The 19,655-nt window shown below is 60.8% G+C and carries 18 protein-coding genes; 10 read left to right on the top strand and 8 right to left on the bottom strand.

The features are described 5' to 3' along the window. Positions 1-8: 8 nt before the first annotated feature. Positions 9-122 (top strand): cytochrome bd-I oxidase subunit CydX, encoded by a 114-nt coding sequence (gene cydX / locus BN1137_RS10255; RefSeq protein ID WP_005310033.1) that lies wholly within the window; start codon positions 9-11, stop codon positions 120-122. Positions 123-199: 77 nt separating this feature from the next. On the opposite strand, the gene BN1137_RS10250 is transcribed toward cydX, so the two are convergent. The 6 genes from BN1137_RS10250 to BN1137_RS10225 all read right to left on the bottom strand — a co-directional run bounded on the left by BN1137_RS10250 (position 200) and on the right by BN1137_RS10225 (position 4,416). Next, positions 200-1,372 (bottom strand): MFS transporter, encoded by a 1,173-nt coding sequence (locus BN1137_RS10250; protein ID WP_050718503.1) that lies wholly within the window; start codon positions 1,370-1,372, stop codon positions 200-202. Positions 1,373-1,610: 238 nt separating this feature from the next. Then, the gene (dkgB, locus tag BN1137_RS10245) at positions 1,611-2,414 is read right to left on the bottom strand and encodes a 2,5-didehydrogluconate reductase DkgB (protein ID WP_050718662.1); all 804 of its coding nucleotides are present in this window, start codon (positions 2,412-2,414) and stop codon (positions 1,611-1,613) included. A 111-nt stretch (positions 2,415-2,525) separates the two neighbouring features. After that, positions 2,526-2,816 (bottom strand): putative quinol monooxygenase, encoded by a 291-nt coding sequence (locus tag BN1137_RS10240; RefSeq protein ID WP_050718502.1) that lies wholly within the window; start codon positions 2,814-2,816, stop codon positions 2,526-2,528. A 207-nt stretch (positions 2,817-3,023) separates the two neighbouring features. After that, positions 3,024-3,389 carry a VOC family protein gene (locus BN1137_RS10235; protein WP_050718501.1) on the bottom strand — a complete coding sequence of 122 codons (366 nt, stop codon included), beginning with the start codon at positions 3,387-3,389 and terminating at the stop codon, positions 3,024-3,026. 46 nt (positions 3,390-3,435) lie between these two features. Next, a complete protein-coding gene (locus tag BN1137_RS10230) occupies positions 3,436-3,822 on the bottom strand; it encodes a DUF6404 family protein (RefSeq protein ID WP_050718500.1) in 387 nt (128 codons plus the stop codon). A 246-nt stretch (positions 3,823-4,068) separates the two neighbouring features. After that, a complete protein-coding gene (locus BN1137_RS10225) occupies positions 4,069-4,416 on the bottom strand; it encodes a GFA family protein (protein ID WP_050718499.1) in 348 nt (115 codons plus the stop codon). A 195-nt stretch (positions 4,417-4,611) separates the two neighbouring features. On the opposite strand from BN1137_RS10225, the gene BN1137_RS10220 reads away from it, so the two are divergent. The 3 genes from BN1137_RS10220 to BN1137_RS10210 all read left to right on the top strand — a co-directional run bounded on the left by BN1137_RS10220 (position 4,612) and on the right by BN1137_RS10210 (position 8,684). Further along, positions 4,612-6,093 (top strand): DUF1254 domain-containing protein, encoded by a 1,482-nt coding sequence (locus tag BN1137_RS10220; RefSeq protein WP_050718498.1) that lies wholly within the window; start codon positions 4,612-4,614, stop codon positions 6,091-6,093. 63 nt (positions 6,094-6,156) lie between these two features. Next, positions 6,157-7,620, top strand: a complete 1,464-nt coding sequence (locus tag BN1137_RS10215) for a DUF1254 domain-containing protein (RefSeq protein ID WP_050718497.1) — start codon at positions 6,157-6,159, stop codon at positions 7,618-7,620. Between the two features lie 161 nt (positions 7,621-7,781). Continuing rightward, positions 7,782-8,684 carry a LysR substrate-binding domain-containing protein gene (locus BN1137_RS10210; protein WP_050718496.1) on the top strand — a complete coding sequence of 301 codons (903 nt, stop codon included), beginning with the start codon at positions 7,782-7,784 and terminating at the stop codon, positions 8,682-8,684. 116 nt (positions 8,685-8,800) lie between these two features. Here the strand turns inward: BN1137_RS10210 and glpK are convergent, their stop codons facing one another. Together glpK and BN1137_RS10200 are read right to left on the bottom strand one after the other, a co-directional pair. Further along, a complete protein-coding gene (gene glpK, locus BN1137_RS10205) occupies positions 8,801-10,303 on the bottom strand; it encodes a glycerol kinase GlpK (protein WP_050718495.1) in 1,503 nt (500 codons plus the stop codon). 41 nt (positions 10,304-10,344) lie between these two features. Then, positions 10,345-11,196: an MIP/aquaporin family protein gene (locus BN1137_RS10200; protein ID WP_050718494.1), complete on the bottom strand. Its 852-nt coding sequence runs from the start codon at positions 11,194-11,196 to the stop codon at positions 10,345-10,347. Between the two features lie 487 nt (positions 11,197-11,683). On the opposite strand from BN1137_RS10200, the gene glpT reads away from it, so the two are divergent. The 6 genes from glpT (at position 11,684) to tyrA (ending at position 19,595) form a co-directional block, all read left to right on the top strand. Further along, a complete protein-coding gene (gene glpT / locus BN1137_RS10195) occupies positions 11,684-13,042 on the top strand; it encodes a glycerol-3-phosphate transporter (protein ID WP_050718493.1) in 1,359 nt (452 codons plus the stop codon). Positions 13,043-13,142: 100 nt separating this feature from the next. Then, positions 13,143-13,901: a DeoR/GlpR family transcriptional regulator gene (locus BN1137_RS10190; RefSeq protein ID WP_050718492.1), complete on the top strand. Its 759-nt coding sequence runs from the start codon at positions 13,143-13,145 to the stop codon at positions 13,899-13,901. A 321-nt stretch (positions 13,902-14,222) separates the two neighbouring features. Further along, positions 14,223-15,707 carry a glycerol-3-phosphate dehydrogenase gene (gene glpD / locus BN1137_RS10180; protein ID WP_050718490.1) on the top strand — a complete coding sequence of 495 codons (1,485 nt, stop codon included), beginning with the start codon at positions 14,223-14,225 and terminating at the stop codon, positions 15,705-15,707. A 103-nt stretch (positions 15,708-15,810) separates the two neighbouring features. Continuing rightward, a complete protein-coding gene (glpQ, locus tag BN1137_RS10175; protein WP_050718489.1) occupies positions 15,811-16,893 on the top strand; it encodes a glycerophosphodiester phosphodiesterase in 1,083 nt (360 codons plus the stop codon). 337 nt (positions 16,894-17,230) lie between these two features. Beyond that, positions 17,231-18,304 carry a 3-deoxy-7-phosphoheptulonate synthase gene (locus tag BN1137_RS10170; RefSeq protein ID WP_050718488.1) on the top strand — a complete coding sequence of 358 codons (1,074 nt, stop codon included), beginning with the start codon at positions 17,231-17,233 and terminating at the stop codon, positions 18,302-18,304. Between the two features lie 151 nt (positions 18,305-18,455). Further along, entirely contained in the window at positions 18,456-19,595 is a 1,140-nt protein-coding gene (gene tyrA / locus BN1137_RS10165) for a bifunctional chorismate mutase/prephenate dehydrogenase (protein ID WP_050718487.1), read from the top strand. Positions 19,596-19,655: the final 60 nt, after the last annotated feature.

Raw genomic sequence — 19,655 nt, 5'->3', positions numbered from 1 at the left:
GTTTCGATATGTGGTATTTCACCTGGATTTTGGGGCTGGGGTTTGCCCTGCTGTGCGGCCTGGTCAACCTGCTCTGGCTGGAGGCGCGCTGGGCCGCGGATGAGGATCTCAAGGAGTCTTGAGTCTCTTCGCCTTGGAAATGAAAAAGGCCGACACCCAGTGTCGGCCTTTTCGTTTGGTCTTGCGTCTGCATGGCGAATTAGATGGCCAGCGCCAATTTGGCTTCGCGCTTCTCGCTGACGTGGGTCAGGCCATAGGCCAGCAGCACTATGAGGGCCCCAATCCAGGGGGTGTGCATCAACCCCAGATGCTCCACCACCTGACCACCGACCACGGAGCCGAGCGCGATGCCGACGTTGAAGGCGGCGATGTTGAGACCGGAGGCCACGTCCACGGCGTTGGGGGTATGGATCTCGGCCTGTTTCACCACCAGCACCTGCAGGCCGGGCACGTTGCCAAAGGCGAAGGCGCCCCACACCAGCACGGTCAGCACCGCCAACACAGGGTGCGGCGCGGTGAAGGTGAGCATCAGCAGCACCAGGGCCAACCCGGCAAACATCAGTTTCAGGGCGGGCAGGGGGCCCATCTTGTCCGCCAGCTTGCCGCCCCAGATATTGCCGACCGCCACCGATACCCCGTACACCAGCAGAATGAGGCTGACCGCGTTGGCGCCAAAGCCGCTCACCTGTTGCAGTATGGGGGCGAGGAAGGTAAAGGCGGTGAAGGCGCCGCCGTAGCCAAGTGCGGTCTTGGCGTAGACCAGCAGCAGCGGCTTCTTGGTCAGCACCGAGAGTTGCTCACGGATGCTGGAAGCGGCGCCCTTGGGCAGGTTACTCGGGATCAGCAGCAGGCTGCCCACCATGGCGATGAGGCCGAGCAGGCTGACCACCAGGAAGGTCTCGCGCCAGCCAAACTGTTGGCCAATCCAGGTACCAAGCGGCACGCCGGTCACCAGCGCGACGGTGAGGCCGCTGAACATGATGGCGATGGCGCTGGCCGCCTTCTCTTTGGCCACCAGACCGGTGGCGATGGTGCTACCCACCGAGAAGAAGACCCCGTGGGCCAGCCCGGTCAGCACCCGGGCGACGATCAGGCTTTCGTAACCGGGCGCCTGCGAGGCCAGCAGGTTGCCGGCGGTGAACAGCGCCATCAGGCCGACCAGCAGCCACTTGCGCGGCAGCTTGCCGGTCAGCGCGGTCAACAGCGGCGCACCGATAGCGACGCCGAGGGCGTAGAGGCTGACCAAGAGGCCGGCCGAGGGCAGGGATACGTGAAGCTGCTCGGCGATGGTGGGAATGAGCCCGACTATCACAAATTCGGTGGTGCCGATCGCAAAGGCACTCAGGGTGAGGGCAAATAATGCCAGTGGCATACAAACTCCTTGGATAATGGCTCCCGATGGGAGAATGGCGCCAGTATGCCCCTGGAGTTTGTTGGCAAAAATGACGATAACATCAAATTACTTTTGATCAATTTGCAGCAATGACAACGATGAGATCGGGGTTTAGCGGGCGGGAAATGACGTGGGTAGCGCACCCAACCAAAAAAAGCGGGAGGCACAGTGCCTCCCGCTTTCACGCAATCATGATGTAGTTAAATATTCTTATGGATTAATCCCAGGCAGGTGAAAAGTCCGGGTTGGCGCAGCGCTCGCCCCGCTCCAGAGTGGCAATCTGTGCCATCTCGTCGCTACTCAGTTTGAGCTCGAGGGCGGCCAGGTTGGCGGCCAGATTGGCGCGCTTGGTGGAGCTCGGGATCACCGTCATGTCCTGCGCCAGCAGCCAGGCCAGGGAGACCTGGGCGGCCGAGACGCCATGGCGCGCGGCAATTTGCTGCATCAGGGGCTCGGCGAGCACCTTGCCGTAGGCCAGCGGCATATAGGCGGTGATGGCGATGCCCTGCTCGCGGCAGAACTCCACCACCTTGCGGTTTTGCAGCAGCGGGTGAATTTCGACCTGCTGGTGGGCGATGGCTCCCGGCCCCAGGATGTCGATGGCTTCCTTAAGCTGGGCGACCGTGAAGTTGGAGACCCCGATCTCCCGGGTCAGGCCCTGGGCCTTGGCTTCGGCCAGCTGCTCCAGATAGACCGCCATCGGCACCTCATCCTTGGGGGAGGGCCAGTGAATGAGCGCCAAATCCAGATAGTCGGTACGCAGCTTCTCGAGGCTTATCTTCAGGCTCGGGATCAACTTGCCCTGGCCGAACTCGCTGGTCCACACCTTGGTGGTGAGGTAGATATCCTGGCGGGGCACACCGCTCTCGCTCATCAGCAGGCCGACTTCGGCCTCGTTGTCATAGATCTGGGCGGTGTCGATGTGGCGATAGCCGAGCTCGAGTCCCATGGTCAGCGAATCGCGCAGGGGTTGGTCTTTCAGGCGGAAGGTCCCCAGACCCATCATTGGCATTTTCATTATCAAATTCCTCATGTTCTGCATTTTTACGTTCTTGTTTATCGGGGTTGCTCATCAGTCAGGGTCGCCGTCGGTGGCTGAACCTGCCGATGGGCAGCAAAATGGTGCAGGCGGTCAGCTCAACTGATAGCGGCGAACGGTGCTGCTGGCAAACCAGTGCTCGGTGTTGGCCACGAAGGCGATGAAGTGGGGCGTCTGCTGGTGGGCCTTGAGCGCGGCGTCGCTCTCCCACTCTTCGTGCAGCATCCAGCCGTGGGGGTTATCCAGGCTCTGGTGCAGTTGGTAGCGCAGGCAGCCGACTTCTTGCAGGGTTGCCGCGATCAGCGGTGTCAGGGCGGCTCGAAACTCGGTGCTAAATTGGGGTTTGGCTTCTAGTTGGGCAATGACGATAACAGCAGATGACATCCGAACCTCCTCGATGAAACGGCAGTCAGTATGCCCGCGGCGGAAGGGGGGAAACAGGGCGGCAGCCGCAAAACACTATTGAGGAGAGCGCAGCAATGGGGGCGAGCGAGACTGAGATGGGCCCAGGAGACGACGGATGAACGCGCTTCTCTTCATTGTCCACAAGGCCGCCCATACCGGGGAATTGGCGGCCTTGCGGGTTATCAATCAGGCCGTTGCCGCTTCTGACCAGACCGCAAATTCATTGCCGCTGGGTTCGACAAAGTGGAAGCGGCGGCCGCCGGGGAAGTCAAACAGCGGGCGAATGATGGTGCCGCCGTGCTGGAACACCTTGGCCTGGGTCGCCTCGATATCGGCGCTGTAGAACACCAGCAGGGCGCCGCCCTGGACGCTCTGGCCGCAGAGATCCGCCCGATAGAAGCCGCCATCGAGCCCTTCCCCGGCAAAGGCCGCGTAATCGGGGCCGTAATCCACAAACTGCCAGCCAAAGGTGGCGGTAAAGAAGGCCTTGGTGGCCGCGAGATCCCTGGCGGCAAACTCCACGTAGTTCAGTTTTTCATGAGCCTTGGTCATGGCTGCTTCCTGTTGTTTCAAACGATCTGTGATGGCGGCGCCGCGATTATTTGGGCTGCCAGCGCTTCTGGGTCTGTGGGGTGGAGCTGGGCAGTGCCTCCCAGGGGGTCAGCTTGAGCTGTCGGCGGCGAATCTGGAAGGCGATGGCCATCAGCAGGCCGACACCGATGGCAAAGACACCGGTCTGGCGCAGGGCATACCCCAGGCTCACCTCATGCTCCCAGCCGAAGAACCACATCAGCAGACCCCAGATGATGCCTATCGGTAGCCCCATGGTGATCAGGTTGATCATAAAGCGCTCATAGTGGGGCGGTCTCAGTTGCCAGCCGGCTCGGCGCAGCAGGCGGCTTATTGGTGGGTCGTAGTTAATTACCTTCACGCCCTTGCTGGCCAGCTCTTGATGGGCGGCGAACAGGCGGTGTTCAAATGACATCGTGCTTCCTTTGTGTGACGGCAGAGCAGGGCTGGCGAAAATACGCCGGCTCCGAACATCCCTGTGTGGGCGCCGATTGTAGCCTAACTGGCGGCTGGGGTGTATGCACAGGATCACATCCTCGGTGCTAGGAATGGGTAAAGCGAGGGGGCAGGTCGGTGGCGGGAAGAAGCTGTGCTACGGGGGACTTATCGCACGCCAGGGCTCGATTGCCCCGGCGTGCGAATGACTGGGCTCAGCGCCCGCTCACAGGGCCCGGCCATCGTAGTGCTGCACCGGCAATGCGTCGGGATCGACCCCTTCCAGGCAGCGGATATTAACGGCGACGATGTGATTGCCCTTGGGATCCACGCCATCGCAATAGGGGTGGATGCCGCAGACCGGGCAGAAGCGGTGTTTGACCACGTGCTTGTGGAAGGTGTAGGTGCTGGCCGCCTCGTCCGGGGTCAGCAGCGTCATCTTGGCGCGCGGCAGCATCCACAGCAGGGATCCCTTGCGCTGACAGATGGAGCAGTTGCAGGCCATGGCCTGGGTCAGCTCCCCCTCCACTTCGAATGCCACCTTGCCGCAGTGGCAGCTTCCCTTGTATTTCATTTCATCCCTCCTGATTGGCATGAATTCGGCCGGATGGCCAAGGCATCTGTGTACTGCATTTTGCGTATTTTCATTTCGAAAGAAGCATATACGTTAATCCCATGTTGTGTTGACCATGCACTCAACAGAGACCATTCTCGTAAGCGGCATCTCATTAGACATCTCTCGCCGACGACACAAATGAAGGCATCGCATATGAAATATGGATATCTCGCATCGACGATCCTCATCGCCCTGCTCGGGGCCAGCCCCATGATGGCGCGGGCGGAAGCGCCCATGTCCCCCCTGATGACCCAGCTGAACAAAGGCAACTGGCTGGCGGAGTCCGAAGCGAAAACCCTGAGCGACGAGCTCTACTACCAGGACGCGGTGCAGGCCTATCTGGTCTCCCTGCCGCTGATGAACACCATAGGTCTGCGCGATGGCTCAGAGGCCGCCTTTGGCAGCGGCTACAACGTGTTGCCGGTGTGGAAGCAGCGCATGGACAGCCGCGCCGTGGTGCCGACCCCCAATGGCGACGTCATCTACTCCATGAGTTATCTGGATCTCAAGAAGACCGGTCCGCTGGTCATCAAGGCGCCGGCCAACGTCATCGGCATGTTCACCGACTTCTTCCAGCAGACCATCACGGACGTGGGGGCCATCGGCCCGGATCGCGCCCGTGGCGGCCTCTACCTCCTGCTGCCGCCAGACTATGAAGGGCCGGTGCCGCAAGGGTATTTCGCGTTCAAGTCATCGACCTACAACGTCTTCCTGTTCTTCCGCACCATCATGGGCAAGGGGGAGGGCAAGCCGGATCCGGCCCCGGCGGTCAAGAATGCCGAAACCACCCGGGTCTATCCCCTGTGGGACGTGGAGAAGGATGTCAAACCGATGCAGTTCCCGGATGCGAGCGGCAAGCGGGTCACCATGATGTATCCGACGGATGGGACTTATTGGCAAAAACTGAAGGCGTTCGTCGATTACGAACCGCTGACGGCCATTCCGGATCAGACCCGCAGCGCCCTGCTCAGCATCGGCATCGTCAAAGGCAAGCCGTTCAACCCGACCAAGGAGCAAGAGGCGGCGCTTAAAAAAGCGGTAGAGATGGCGCCTCGCATGATCCTGGCCCGCCGTCAGGTGGGACGTGACGATCAGCGCCAGCTCTACTACCCGAACCGCCAGTGGGAGAACTCCTGGGCGGGGGCCACCGCCGAGTGGATGCAGTACGGCACCCTGGACAAGAACCAGCGCGCCGCCTTCTTCCAGATTGCCTACTCGAGTGCGGCGGCCATGGTGATGCACACCACGGGGGCGGGCTCCAAGTATCCCTATGCGACCAAGGATAAAGACGGCAAGCACCTGGACGGTGGCAACACCTACAAGCTGCATCTGCCAGCCAACCCGCCGGCGGCCCTGTTCTGGGCGGTGACCGCCTACAACATCACCGACGGCACCATGCCGGAGACGGATCAGCTGCTGCCCTCCACCAACGGTTATTACGACATTCCGAAGAACCAGGATGGCTCCATCGATCTCTGGTTCGGGCCCAGCAAGCCAAAAGATGTCGCAGACAGTGCCTTTATCAAGACCATCGAGGGGCGTAATTTCCTGGTGGCGCTGCGCCTTTATGGCACCGAAGACGGTTTCTATGACCAGACCTGGATCCCGGACGATCTGGTCAAGGTAAGCAAGTGAGTCAGACCCAGTCCCGGTGTGGCCATGGTGCCACGCCGGGAACATTCCTGTGAGGAGACATAGATGCAACTCAAGAAACTCGTCTGGTTGACCGCGCTCGCGCTGAGTGCGGGGGCTATGGCCCAGTCGGCCCCCCTGACCATTCCCCATCCCACGGCGTTCGATCAACTCAGCAAGCCTGTGGCCGAGGTGCAGATGCCGGAAGCCTATGTGAAGGCCATCGCCCAGCAGGCTTACATCTGGGGTTATCCCATGGTGAACCAGTTCAATCGCCGGGCCACCATCACCAAGGCACCCTATCCGGCCCTCAACGGCGGTATGGTGCCGGTCGCCCCCATGGGGCAGCTCAGCATGCTGACGGATTACATCAAACCAGCAGAAACCTTTGTCACCTGCCCGAATCAGGACGTGGTCTACGGGCTCGGCTTCTTCGAGCTGGATAAAGAACCGGTGGTGATCCAGGTGCCGGACTTTGGCGATCGCTTCTGGGTCTACGCCATTTACGATGCCCGCACCGATCAGATAGCGAACCTCGGCAAGCCTTATGGCTCCAAGCCCGGCTTCTACCTGCTGGTGGGGCCAAATTGGCAGGGTGAGATTCCCAAGGGGATCGAAGGAGTCATCCGCTCCTCCACCGAGATGGCCAACGTGATCCCGCGGGTGCAGATGGATGACACCAAGGCCGATCGCGCGGCCATCCAGGCACCGGTGCGGGAGGTGATGACTTACCCGCTCAGCAAGTTCGACGGCAAGATGAAGTCTTATGACTACGCCAACATCCCCTCCATCGGCGAGAAGCCCAATCCCAGCGCCGGGGAGACCAAGTGGGTCATCCCGGACAAGTTCTTCGATCAGCTGGACAATGTGTTGACCAAGGTCGCGCCGCTGCCCGGTGAAGAGGCGCTCTATGCCCAGTTCCGCCATCTGGTCGCCGCCGGCAAGCAGGATCCCAAGGTGCGCCAGTGGATGAACGAGGCGGCGGAGCAGACCGACAAGACGGTGATCGCCGACTTCTTCAAGTGGCAGAACAACGGGGTGCCAGCGGGCAACGGCTGGAACCGCTCCAAGAACAACGCCCAGTTCGGGGTGGACTACTACAACCGCACCGGCACCTCCAAGTCGAACATGTTCGACAACAAACCCGATGAGACCCAGTACTTCTACACGGACAACGATGGCGGCGGCGTGCAGCTCGACGGTGCCCACAGCTATCGGGTGACCTTCGCCAAGGGGCAGTTGCCGCCGGTGAAGGGCTTCTGGTCCCTGACTCTCTACAACAGCAAACACCTGTTCAGCCCGAACGAGCTCAACCGCTATTCGCTTGGCACCAAGAACAAGGATCTGAAACTCAATCCCGACGGCTCTCTCACCATCCACGTGAGCCGCAAGGCGCCGGCCAAGACTGAGCTCAACAACTGGCTGCCGGCCCCCGAGGGTCACTTCTCCCTCTACATCCGCGCCTACTGGGGCGAGAAACCCATACTCGATGGCAGCTGGACCCCGCCCAAGATCGAGAAGTTGAAATAACCCATCGGCCGAAGGCCGATGTCGATGCAAGCCCCACGCCGTGGGGCTTGTTCATATTGGCGTGGTGCAGGCGCCATCGCGCGCTGGCTCGACGATTTTGGCTTGCCTATTTATCGACATTGCGTCTATAAAACGCCATTGCTCTTGCCGGGATAACAACAATGAAGACCCATTCCGATGAACTGACCCTGTTTGTGGCCGTGGTGGAGGCGGGCAGCTTTCGCCAGGCGGCGGAGAACCTGGGGATGGACAACTCAGTGGTGAGCCGCGGCATCAAGCGGCTCGAAGAGAAGCTCGCCACCGTGTTGCTCAACCGCACCACCCGCCGGGTCAGCCTGACCGAGGAGGGGAGCTGGTTCTATCAACGGGCGGTCAAGGTGCTGACCGAGATGAGCGAGGCCGAAAGCCACCTGCTGATGCGCCGGGAACAACCCGAGGGCATATTGCGAGTCGATGCCGCTACCCCCTTCATCCTGCACCGGTTGGTGCCCATTATCGGCGAGTTTCGCCGCCGCTACCCTGGCATCGAGCTGCAACTGCACAGCTCCGAGGGCTTCATCAACCTGATGGAGCGGCGGGTGGACATGGCCATTCGCATCGGCGAGCTGACGGATTCCTCCCTGCGCGCCTTGCCGCTCGGTCGCTCCAAGTTGCGGCTGCTGGCGTCCCCTGGCTATTTGGCAGAGCGCGGTACCCCACGCCAGCCGGCGGATCTGCTGGAAGGGCACGAGCTGCTCGGTTTTTTGCACCCCGATCACCTCAACCACTGGCCGCTGTTAAGCGCAGAGCAAGGGGACCGATTTGCCATCACCCCGACCCTGCGCGCCAGCAGCGGCGAGACTCTGCGTCAACTGGCGCTGGCGGATCAGGGGATCGTCTGTCTGTCGGACTTCATGACCGGGCAGGACAGGGCGAGCGGCGCCCTGGTGGAGGTGCTGGCGCGCAGCAACAGCGGGGCGTCCCGTCCCATCCACGGGGTGTTTTACTCCGATGCCCAGCGCGACATCCGGCTGCGGGTCTGGCTCGACTTTTTGAAGGAGCGACTCGGCGCCCATGAGCTGTGACGAGCCGATTTTGACAGTGTATTCATGCTGCTTTTGATGATTTTTACAGCATAAACAAGAGGCCGACATCGCTGTCGGCCTCTTTGTTAGCTAAGGGAAAAGGGATGGTCGCTCTATCACTCGTCCTCGGCCCAGCGGCGGGAGCGCTCTACGGCTTTCTTCCAGCCGTTGTAACGCTTGTCCCGATCCGCGTGATCCATCTGCGGGATAAACTCGCGATCCACGCTGAACTTGTCCTGCAGCTCGTCCGAGCTCTGCCAGAAGCCAACCGCGAGGCCTGCCAGGAAGGCGGCGCCCATGGCGGTGGTCTCGATGCGGGTCGGGCGCACCACTGGGGTGTGCATCATGTCGGACTGGAACTGCATCAGGAAGTCGTTGGCCACGGCGCCGCCGTCCACTTTCAGGGCTGCCAGCTTGATGCCGGAGTCCTGCTGCATGGCGTCGAGCACATCGCGGCTCTGGTAGGCGATGGATTCGAGCGCAGCGCGGATGATGTGGTTGCGGTTTGCGCCTCGGGTCAGGCCGACCATGGTGCCTCGAGCGTACGGGTCCCAATAAGGGGCGCCCAGGCCGACGAAGGCCGGTACCAGGTAGACGCCGTTGGTATCGCCCACCTTGGAGGCGAAGTAGTCGGTGTCGCGCGCATCGTGGATGATTTTCAGCTCATCGCGCAGCCACTGGATGGTGGCGCCGCCCATAAACACCGCCCCTTCCAGCGCGTAGTTCACTTCCCCTTTCGGGCCGATGGCGACCGTGGTCAGCAGGCCGTTGTTCGAGCGAACCGGCTCGGTGCCGGTGTTCATCAGCATGAAGCAGCCGGTGCCATAGGTGTTCTTGGCCATGCCTTTCTCGAAGCAGAGCTGGCCGAACAGGGCGGACTGCTGGTCACCGGCGATGCCGGCGATGGGAATGCGGGCGCCGCCGCCACGGGTGGTGTAGCCATAAACCTCGGAGGAGGGTTTGACCTCCGGCAGCATGGACATGGGGATGCCGAGCTCGTCCAGCATGCGCTGATCCCACTTCAGATCGCGGATGTTGTAGAGCATGGTGCGCGATGCGTTGGTCGGATCGGTGACGTGCACCTCGCCGTTGGTCATCTTCCACACCAGCCAGGTGTCGATGGTGCCAAACAGCAGCTCGCCGTTCATCGCCTGCTCACGGGCACCTTCCACGTTGTCCAAAATCCATTTCACCTTGGTGCCGGAGAAGTAGGCATCCAGCACCAGGCCGGTGTTGTCGCGCACGTACTCTTCCAGACCGCGGGCTTTGAGCTCCTCGCAGATGGCGGCGGTGCGGCGGCACTGCCAGACGATGGCGTTATGGATGGGTTTGCCGGTGGCTTTTTCCCACACCACTGTGGTTTCACGCTGGTTGGTGATGCCGATGGCGGCGATCTGCTCGCTGTGCAGGCCGGTCTTGGCCAGCACCTCGGTGAAGACGGAAGACTGGGTCGCCCAGATCTCCATGGGATCGTGCTCGACCCAGCCCGCCTTGGGGTAGTGCTGGGTGAATTCGCGCTGGGAGGTCGCGACTATATTGGCATCCTGGTCAAACACGATGGCGCGGGACGAGGTGGTGCCTTGATCCAGGGCGACGACATATTTCTTTTCAGCAGACATGATGTTCTCCACGTTCTTATTTTCCACGTTAGGAACCGCTCTTAGGCGGCGGCCTCTTCTTTATTAGACAGTTTGGCGGCTTCTTCGGTAGTGGCGACACGGTTGCCCGGTACGCAGGGAGCCAGCACTTTCACATAGAGGGCGGTACCCAGCTGGGCGCCGACGATGGGGCCGAGGATGGGCACCCAGAAATAGGGGTTGTCACGACCGCCGGTCAGGGCCACATCACCCCAGCCTGCGACGAAGGCGAACAGTTTGGGGCCAAAGTCACGGGCCGGGTTCATGGCGAAACCGGTTAAGGGGCCGAGGGAGGCGCCGATCACCGCGATCAGGATACCGATCAGCAGGGCGGCGGCGAAGCCTTTGGGGGCGCCGTTGTTGTTGTCACCGAGCGCCATGATGCCGAGCATCAGCACGGCGGTGATCACCAGCTCGACCGCGAATGCCTGCAGGTTGGAGAGCAGGGGATTGGGGTAGGTGGAGAAGATGCCGGCGGTGCCGAGGCTCTCGACGCTGCCGCGCACCACGTTGTGGGTCAGCTCCCACTGAGTGAACAGGCCGCCATAGAGGAAGTAGACCAGGGCGGCGAAGCAGAAGGCGCCCGCTATCTGGGCAATGATGTAGGGCACCACTTTGCGCTTGTCAAAACCGGCGAAGGTCATCAGTGCCAGGGTCACGGCAGGGTTTAAGTGGGCACCCGAGATGCCACCGGTGACATAAATGGCGATGGCGACACCGAGGCCCCAGGTAATGGAGATTTCCCATTGCCCGAAGTTGGCACCGGTCAGCACCAGGGCCGCCACACAACCGACGCCGAAGAAGATCAGCAGGCCGGTTCCGATAAACTCGGCGATGCACTCGCCAAGCAGGGTATTGGGTCTTTGTATGCTCATACGTTTATTCCTTTTATCCACCCAGAGTAGGTTTGATGTTCCATTTCGTTGTCGTTTTGTCCCATCTATTGCGCCCGAAAACGTTTCTTGTTGTTGTTTGAGTCGGCGCAAACGTTATGCTCGTTTACGCTCGTTCTTGGACGGGAGAGAAAATAACCCTTCTGTGCCAATTCACCATACCCCCGCCACCGGAAATGTGGACAAGATCCCACTCATTGCTAAGAAAATGTGACGAAAAGCAATCATCATCGCCACAATTACTCCTTATGAGGTAAGTGAAAGCCTTGCGCTGCAAGGGCTGGATCTCGATGAGCGATCACTCATTTGGTGATTTATTTTGTAATAAATCTGCAATATTTGAGTCTGCATCACAGATTAAATGTTCACAAATGAGCACAATTGGCTCGCTTACGAATCAGGACTCGTCTGGTCGTTGGCTGGACCAGGGCGCTCTCAACCGCCCACTACAACAATAAGGAAGCAGAACATGCTTAGTCTTTTCAGGCCTGCACCCCACATCGACCGGCTACCCGCCGACAAGGTCGATCCCTTCTACAAGCGCATGCGTTGGCAGGTGTTTTTCGGGATCTTCTTCGGTTATGCCGGCTACTATCTGGTTCGCAAGAACTTCAGTCTGGCGATGCCCTATCTCATCGAGCAGGGCTTCTCCCGCGGTGATCTGGGCCTGGCCCTGTCCGGGGTCTCCATTGCTTACGGTCTGTCCAAGTTCCTGATGGGGAACGTGTCGGATCGCTCAAACGCGCGCTATTTCCTCTCCGCCGGCCTGCTGCTGTCGGCCGGTATCATGTTCATGATGGGGACGGTGCACTGGGCTACCTCCAGCATCGCCATCATGTTCGTGCTGTTGTTCCTGAACGGTTGGGTACAGGGCATGGGCTGGCCTCCCTGTGGTCGCACCATGGTGCACTGGTGGTCGCAGAAAGAGCGCGGCGAAGTGGTTGCCGTCTGGAACGTGGCGCACAACGTCGGCGGCGGCATGATAGGCCCGCTGTTCATCCTCGGCATGGGCTGGTTCAACGACTGGCGCAGCGCCTTCTATGTGCCTGCAGCCGCGGCTGCGGCCATCGCGGTGATCGCCTTCTTCGTGATGCGCGACACCCCGCAATCCGTCGGCCTGCCTCCCATCGAGGAGTACAAGGACGACTATCCGAAGGATTACAACGAAAGCCACGAGAAGGAGTTCTCCGCCAAGGAGATCTTCATGAAGTACGTGCTGCACAACAAGCTGCTGTGGTACATCGCCATCGCCAACGCCTTCGTTTACCTGATTCGTTACGGTGTGCTGGACTGGGCACCGACCTACCTGAAAGAAGCCAAAGACTTCAGCGTGGATCACTCCTCCTGGGCTTACTTCCTCTATGAGTGGGCGGGGATCCCGGGCACCCTGCTGTGCGGCTGGATCTCTGACAAGATGTTCCAGGGCCGCCGCGCACCGGCCGGCATCCTGTTCATGGTGCTGGTGACCGTCGCCGTGCTGGTCTACTGGCTCAACCCGGCCGGCAACCCGACCGTCGACATGCTAGCGCTGGTGGCCATCGGCTTCCTCATCTACGGCCCTGTCATGCTGATCGGTCTCTATGCCCTTGAGCTGGCACCGAAGAAGGCGGCGGGTACCGCTGCCGGTTTCACCGGGCTGTTTGGTTATCTGGGTGGCGCCGTGGCGGCCAACGCCATGCTGGGCTACACCGTTGACCACTTCGGCTGGGACGGTGGCTTCATGGTGCTGACGGCATCTTGCGTGCTCTCCATCATCTTGCTGGCGATGACCCTCAAGCATGAGAACATCGCCGTGGCGGCCCGCAAGGCGGCTGCCGATAAGGCATAAAACGTGATCCTGCCCTTATCGATTCGAAAAGGGATAAGGTAGACTGACCAAGGCCCCGCATCGCCGGGGCCTTTTTTCGTCTCATCATCGGAGTGCAAGCGTGAAGCAAACCCAACGACATCTGGAGATCCTAGACGTCCTGACGCGGCAGGGATTTGTCTCGACCGACGATCTGGTGACCCATTTTGACGTCAGCCCCCAGACCATTCGCCGGGATCTGAACGATCTCGCCGAGCAGAACAAGATCCGGCGCCATCATGGCGGTGCCTCCCTGCATTCGAGTACCGTCAATACCGCCTACAGTGCCCGTAAGGTTATGCAGCTCAAGGAGAAAGAGCGCATCGCCCGCGAGGTGGCCGCCAACATCCCGGACGGCTCCTCACTGTTCATCGATATCGGCACCACCACCGAGGCTATCGCCCGTGCCCTGCTCGATCACCGCGAGCTGCGCATCGTCACCAACAACCTGAACGTCGCCAGCATCCTCACCGCCAAGGATGACTTCACCGTCATCATCGCCGGTGGCGAGATCCGCAACCGGGACGGCGGCATCGTCGGGGAGGCGACCCGCGACTTCATCGGCCAGTTCCGCATGGACTATGGCGTCATCGGCATCTCCGGCATCGACAACGACGGCTCCCTGCTCGATTTCGATTACCACGAGGTGAAGATTGCCCAGGCCATCATCGCCCACTCTCGCCAGGTGTTCCTGGCCGCCGACCACACCAAGTTCGGCCGCAATGCCATGGTCAATCTCGGCAACCTCAGCCAGATCCACGCCATGTTCACGGATCAGGAGCCGCCGGAGAAGCTGATGCGGTTGATGTCCCAGCATCAGATCGAGTGCCATATCTGCTGATCTGTCTGCGGATCAACGGCTAACCCGTATTGGCATCAGGCCGCCGCTCTGGCGGCCGCTTTTCATCCTCTTCCCGCCTCTTTTCGACCCGCCGCCCTCCTGCGCCATCTCCGTTCCTGACGTCACCCAGTGCTGTATCGAGAGCCTTCTTCGCCCCATTGCGAAGGCATTGTCACCGACTGGCAGCATTTTTAGCATTGTCAGAACAATCGCGATCACATTTCCCTCATAAAATGTTCGTTTATCGCTTTTTCATGTTCTAATATGAGCGAAATCAAACATTGCCATCATGGCAAACCCAAAATAAGAAAGTAGGTGAACATGAGCGAACATTATGATCTGGTCGTCGTCGGCGGTGGCATCAACGGGGTCGGCATCGCGGCGGATGCGGCGGGGCGGGGGCTGAAGGTGGCGTTGTTCGAAGCGCAAGATCTCGCCTCGGCCACCTCTTCCAACTCCAGCAAGCTGATCCACGGCGGCCTGCGCTATCTCGAGCATTACGAATTCCGGCTGGTGAAAGAGGCGCTGGCGGAGCGGGAGGTGCTGCTCGGCATGGCCCCGCACATCGCCCGTCCCATGCGCTTTCGGCTGCCCCATCGCCCGCACCTGCGCCCGGCCTGGATGATCCGCGCCGGCCTGTTCCTCTACGACAACCTGGCCAAGCGCGACAAGCTCAAGGGCAGCTGCGGCGTGCGTTTCCTGCCGCAAGATGGCCTGAAAAATGGCATCAACAAGGGCTTCGAGTATTCCGATGCCTGGGTCGACGATGCCCGGCTGGTGGTGCTCAACGCCATGCTGGCCCGTGACAAGGGCGCCGAGGTGCAGACTCGCACCCGCTGCATCAAGGCGGTGCGCGGCTCCAAACACTGGACCCTGACCTTGGAGCGCGCCGGCGGCGAGCAGTTCAACGTCACCTGTCGTGGCCTGGTCAACGCGGCCGGCCCCTGGGTCAAGACCTTCTATGACGAGAGCCTGCACGAGAAGTCCCCGCGCGGGATCCGGCTCATCAAGGGCAGCCACATCATAGTGCCGCGCATCCATGAGCGCGAAGAGGCCTACATACTGCAAAACGAGGACAATCGCATCGTCTTCGTCATCCCTTATCAGCAGGACTTCTCGCTGATCGGCACCACGGACGTGGAGCACAAGGGCGATCCGCGGGAGGCGAAGATCAGCGACGTCGAAGTGGATTACCTGTGCAAGGTGGTCAACGCCCACTTCACCCGCCAGATCGATCCCAAAGAGGTCATCTGGACCTACGCCGGGGTGCGACCGCTGTGCGATGACGAGTCCGACTCCCCCCAGGCGGTGACCCGCGACTACACCTTGGAGCTGTCCGGCGAGTCCGACGGTGCACCGCTGCTGTCGGTGTTTGGTGGCAAGCTCACCACCTATCGCAAGCTGGCCCAGGCTGCCTGCAACAAGCTCAAGCCCTGGTTCGGCCAGATGGGCGAAGATTGGACCGCGACCAGCCGTCTGCCCGGCGGCGAGTTCGACTGCACCACCGCCGAGCTGGCCCGCGCCTATCAGCTGGAATTCGACTGGCTGGATGAGCGCGCCGCGCGCCGCATCGCCGAAGCTTACGGCAGCCATGCCCGCCTGTGGTTGCACGAGGAGCGCGGCCAGCACTTTGGCGCCGGTTTGTATGAGTCGGAAGTGCGCTACCTGATGAGCCGCGAGTGGGCTCATTCCCTGGAAGATATCCTGTGGCGCCGCAGCAAGCTGGGTCTGCGCCTGTCCCAGGCCGAACAGCAGCAACTGCAGGCCTGGCTGGATCAACATCAGGCCCTGCCCAAGGCAAGCTGATATAAAGAAGGCGGGCGGCCCTGGCTGCCCGCCGTAAAACTGCAATAAACCTCTGCTATAACAACAACCTACATTCAAAACACAATAATAAAGAGCACAATCCATGAAAAAACTGCCTCTCTCCCTGGTCGTCCTTGGCCTGGGGGCCGCCCTCGCATTGCCCTCCCTTGCCGCCGATGAAGGAAAAATCGTGATCGCCCACCGCGGCGCCTCCGGCTATCTGCCCGAACACACCCTGGCCTCCAAGGCGCTCGCCTATGGTATGGGCGCCGATTACTTGGAGCAGGATCTGGTGATGACCAAGGATGACCAGCTGGTGGTGATGCACGATCATTTCCTTGACGGCATCACCGACGTGGCCGAGCGCTTCCCGGGCCGTGCCCGCGCCGATGGGCGCTACTATGTGGTGGACTTCACCCTGGCCGAGGTGCGCTCCCTGCGCATGACCGAGCCGTTCCAGCTGGTGGATGGCAAGCAGGTGCCGGTCTACCCGGCGCGCTTCCCGTTGTGGCAGTCGAGCTTCAATATCCACACCTTCCAGGAAGAGATCGAGATGATCCAGGGGCTCAACAAGAGCACCGGCAACAACATCGGCATCTACCCGGAGATCAAGGCGCCCTGGCTGTTCCGCCACGAAGGCAAGGACATTTCCAGCGCCGTACTCAAGGTGCTCAAGCAGTACGGCTACACCAATAAAGAGAGCAAGATCTACCTGCAGAGCTTCGATGCCGATGAGCTCAAACGCATCGATGGCGAGCTGATGCCGGCCCTGGGGATGGATCTGAAACTGGTGCAACTGATGGCCGAGACCGATTGGAACGAGACCATGGTTTACGACGCCAAGGGCAAGGCGAGCCCCTATGACTACGACTGGATGTTCAAGCCGGGGGCCATGAAAACCATCGCCACCTACGCCGATGGCATCGGTCCCTGGAAGCCGATGGTCGTCACCGAACCGGGCACCCTCGGCAAGCCGGTCATCACCGGCATGGTGAAGGAGGCGCACGCCGCCGGCCTCAAGGTACATCCCTATACCTTCCGCCAAGATGAAGGCCAGATCCCGGCCTATGCCAAGGATTTCAGTGACTTGCTCAACATCTTCCTCTATCAGGCGGACGTGGACGGGGTATTCAGCGACTTCCCGGACAAGGCGGTGGCGGTCATCAAGGCGCACAACAACGGATAAATAGAAGAAGAGAGGTCGGGAACGCAAGCGGGGCCAGGTGCCCCGCTTTTTTATGGCCGGGATCTGGGGGGCCGATAACGACTCATCCAATACAGTCAGGCGTAAACTTATGGTTACGATATTTTGTTCTTTGGCTATGGCGGGCACCCGATTTTATGGCTGTCCAAGCCCCGAAGGTGGTCGTTTATTCACCTGTTAAGCCATTCCACCGCTGGTTTCACTTGATTGTTTGTTTTTCCTTGGTAAGGTGGGGGCGGTTGCGTAACAAAGTGCTGACTTGTGTAAACATAAAAATACAGTCGCGCTTTTGGCTTGATACAGTAGAGAGAATGAGAAAATGCAAAGAGATCCCCTGAACAACATCCATATCCAGTCCGAACAAGTGATGATCACGCCTGCCCAGCTCAAGGAGAAGTTACCCATCTCCGACCAGGCGCTGGCATTCGTGCAAGGGGCCCGCAACACCATCGCCGACATCATCCATCGTCGCGATCACCGTCTGCTGGTGATCTGTGGACCCTGCTCCATTCACGACATGGACGCCGCCAAAGAGTACGCAACCAGACTCAAAGCGCTGCATGATGCCTATCAGGATTCTCTCTACATTGTCATGCGGGTCTACTTTGAGAAGCCACGCACCACGGTCGGCTGGAAAGGCTTTATCAACGATCCGAACCTCGACGGTACCTTCGACGTGGAGCTGGGGCTGCACCGCGCCCGCGAGCTGCTGTGCTGGCTGGCCGAGCTGGAGTTGCCGCTGGCTACCGAGGCGCTGGACCCCATCAGCCCGCAATACCTGGCGGAGCTGTTCTCCTGGTCGGCCATCGGCGCCCGTACCACCGAATCCCAGACCCACAGGGAGATGGCGTCCGGCCTCTCCATGCCGGTCGGCTTCAAGAACGGCACCGACGGCAACCTCGGCACCGCCATCAATGCGCTGCAGGCGGCCTCCAGCCCCCATGCCTTCATGGGTATCAACCAGCAGGGCCAGGTCGCCCTGTTGCAGACCCAGGGCAACCCGGATGGTCACGTGATCCTGCGCGGCGGCAAGCACCCGAACTACGACTCGGTCAATGTGTCCCTGGCGGAAGAGGCGCTGGAAAAAGCCGGTCTGCTGCCCGGTCTGGTGGTGGATTGCAGCCACGGCAACTCCAGCAAGGATCACCGGCTGCAACCCAAGGTGGCGGACAACGTCATCCACCAGATCCAGGAGGGCAACCGCTCCATCATCGGGGTGATGCTCGAATCCAACCTGCTGGAGGGTAACCAGTCCAGCGAGCAGCCCAAGTCCGAGATGCGCTACGGCGTCTCCATCACCGATGCCTGCATCGACTGGGACACCACCGCCGATCTGCTGGCTCGCTGCCACCGCCAGCTGGCCGCGCCCCTCAAGGGCAGAACCGCGCCTTAAGCCGTGGTATCTTGTCAGGCAGAAATACAGTGCGGCGCGACCTGGGTCGCGTCGCTTGTTTGACATCCATGTCATCGACCATGTCATCGACGTAGATGTCATCGACTGAATCACAGGGCGCGGCCAGCGGCGGCGCCAGCAAGGATGGGATATGGCTGAAGAGTTGAATGCCCTCAGGGACAAGATAGATGCGGTGGACAAGCAGCTGATCGATCTGCTGGCCGCCCGTCTGGCCCTGGTGGGGGAAGTGGGTGAGGTGAAGAGCCGCCACGGCCTGCCCATCTATGCACCGGATCGGGAGGCGAGCATGCTGGCCCGTCGCCGCGCCGAGGCCGAATCTCTCGGGGTGCCCGGCGATCTCATCGAGGATGTGCTGCGCCGGGTGATGCGCGAATCCTATATCCTGGAATCCGCCAGCGACAAGGAGCACCACTTCAAGTGCATGAAGCCGGCCCTTGGCAAGGTGGTGATCATCGGCGGACAGGGCCAGCTCGGTCGGCTGTTTGGCCAGCTGTTCAGCCTGTCGGGCTACCGGGTCGAGAGCCTGGGGCAGGCCGATTGGTCGCGCTCAGACGAGATATTGAGCGGCGCGGGTATGGTGATGGTGGCGGTGCCCATCGACGTGACCTGCGACGTCATCGACCGGCTGGGTAACTTGCCGGCCGACTGCCTGCTGGTGGATGTCACCAGCGTCAAGGCCGAACCCCTTACTCATATGCTGGCGGTACACCAAGGACCTGTACTGGGGCTGCACCCCATGTTCGGGCCGGACGTAGGGAGCCTCGCCAAGCAGGTGATCGTCTGCTGTCAGGGGCGCGAGCCCGCCGCCAGCCAGTGGTTGCTGGATCAGATGACCATCTGGGGCGCACGCTTGCAGCAGGTGGAGGCCAAGGCTCACGACGAGGCCATGACCTTCATCCAGGCGCTGCGCCACTTCGCCACCTTCGCCTACGGCTGGCACCTCTCCCGGGAGCAGGCCAATCTGGACCGGCTGCTTAACCTGAGCTCCCCCATCTACCGGCTGGAGCTCGCCATGGTGGGCCGGCTGTTCGCCCAGGATCCGCACCTCTACGCCGACATCATATTGTCGTCGCCGCAGAACCTGGCCATGATCCGCCGCTACTACCAGAACTTCGGCGAGGCGCTGGGGCTCCTGGAACGGGGCGATCGGGCGGGCTTTATCGATGCCTTCTCCCAGGTCTCCGGCTTCTTCGGCGAGCGGGCGGACGAGTTCCTGCGCGAGAGCCGCATGTTGCTGGCCCAGGCCAACGATCGCCGACACCACGGCTGAGGCTAATTCGTATCCATACAAAAGGGGCCATCAGGCCCCTTTTTCATGTTTGTCATGCTG

Source organism: Aeromonas tecta (assembly GCF_000820185.1).
In the GTDB taxonomy this organism is placed as follows: Bacteria; Pseudomonadota; Gammaproteobacteria; order Enterobacterales; family Aeromonadaceae; genus Aeromonas; species Aeromonas tecta.
This window is presented reverse-complemented; position numbering and strand designations above follow the sequence as displayed.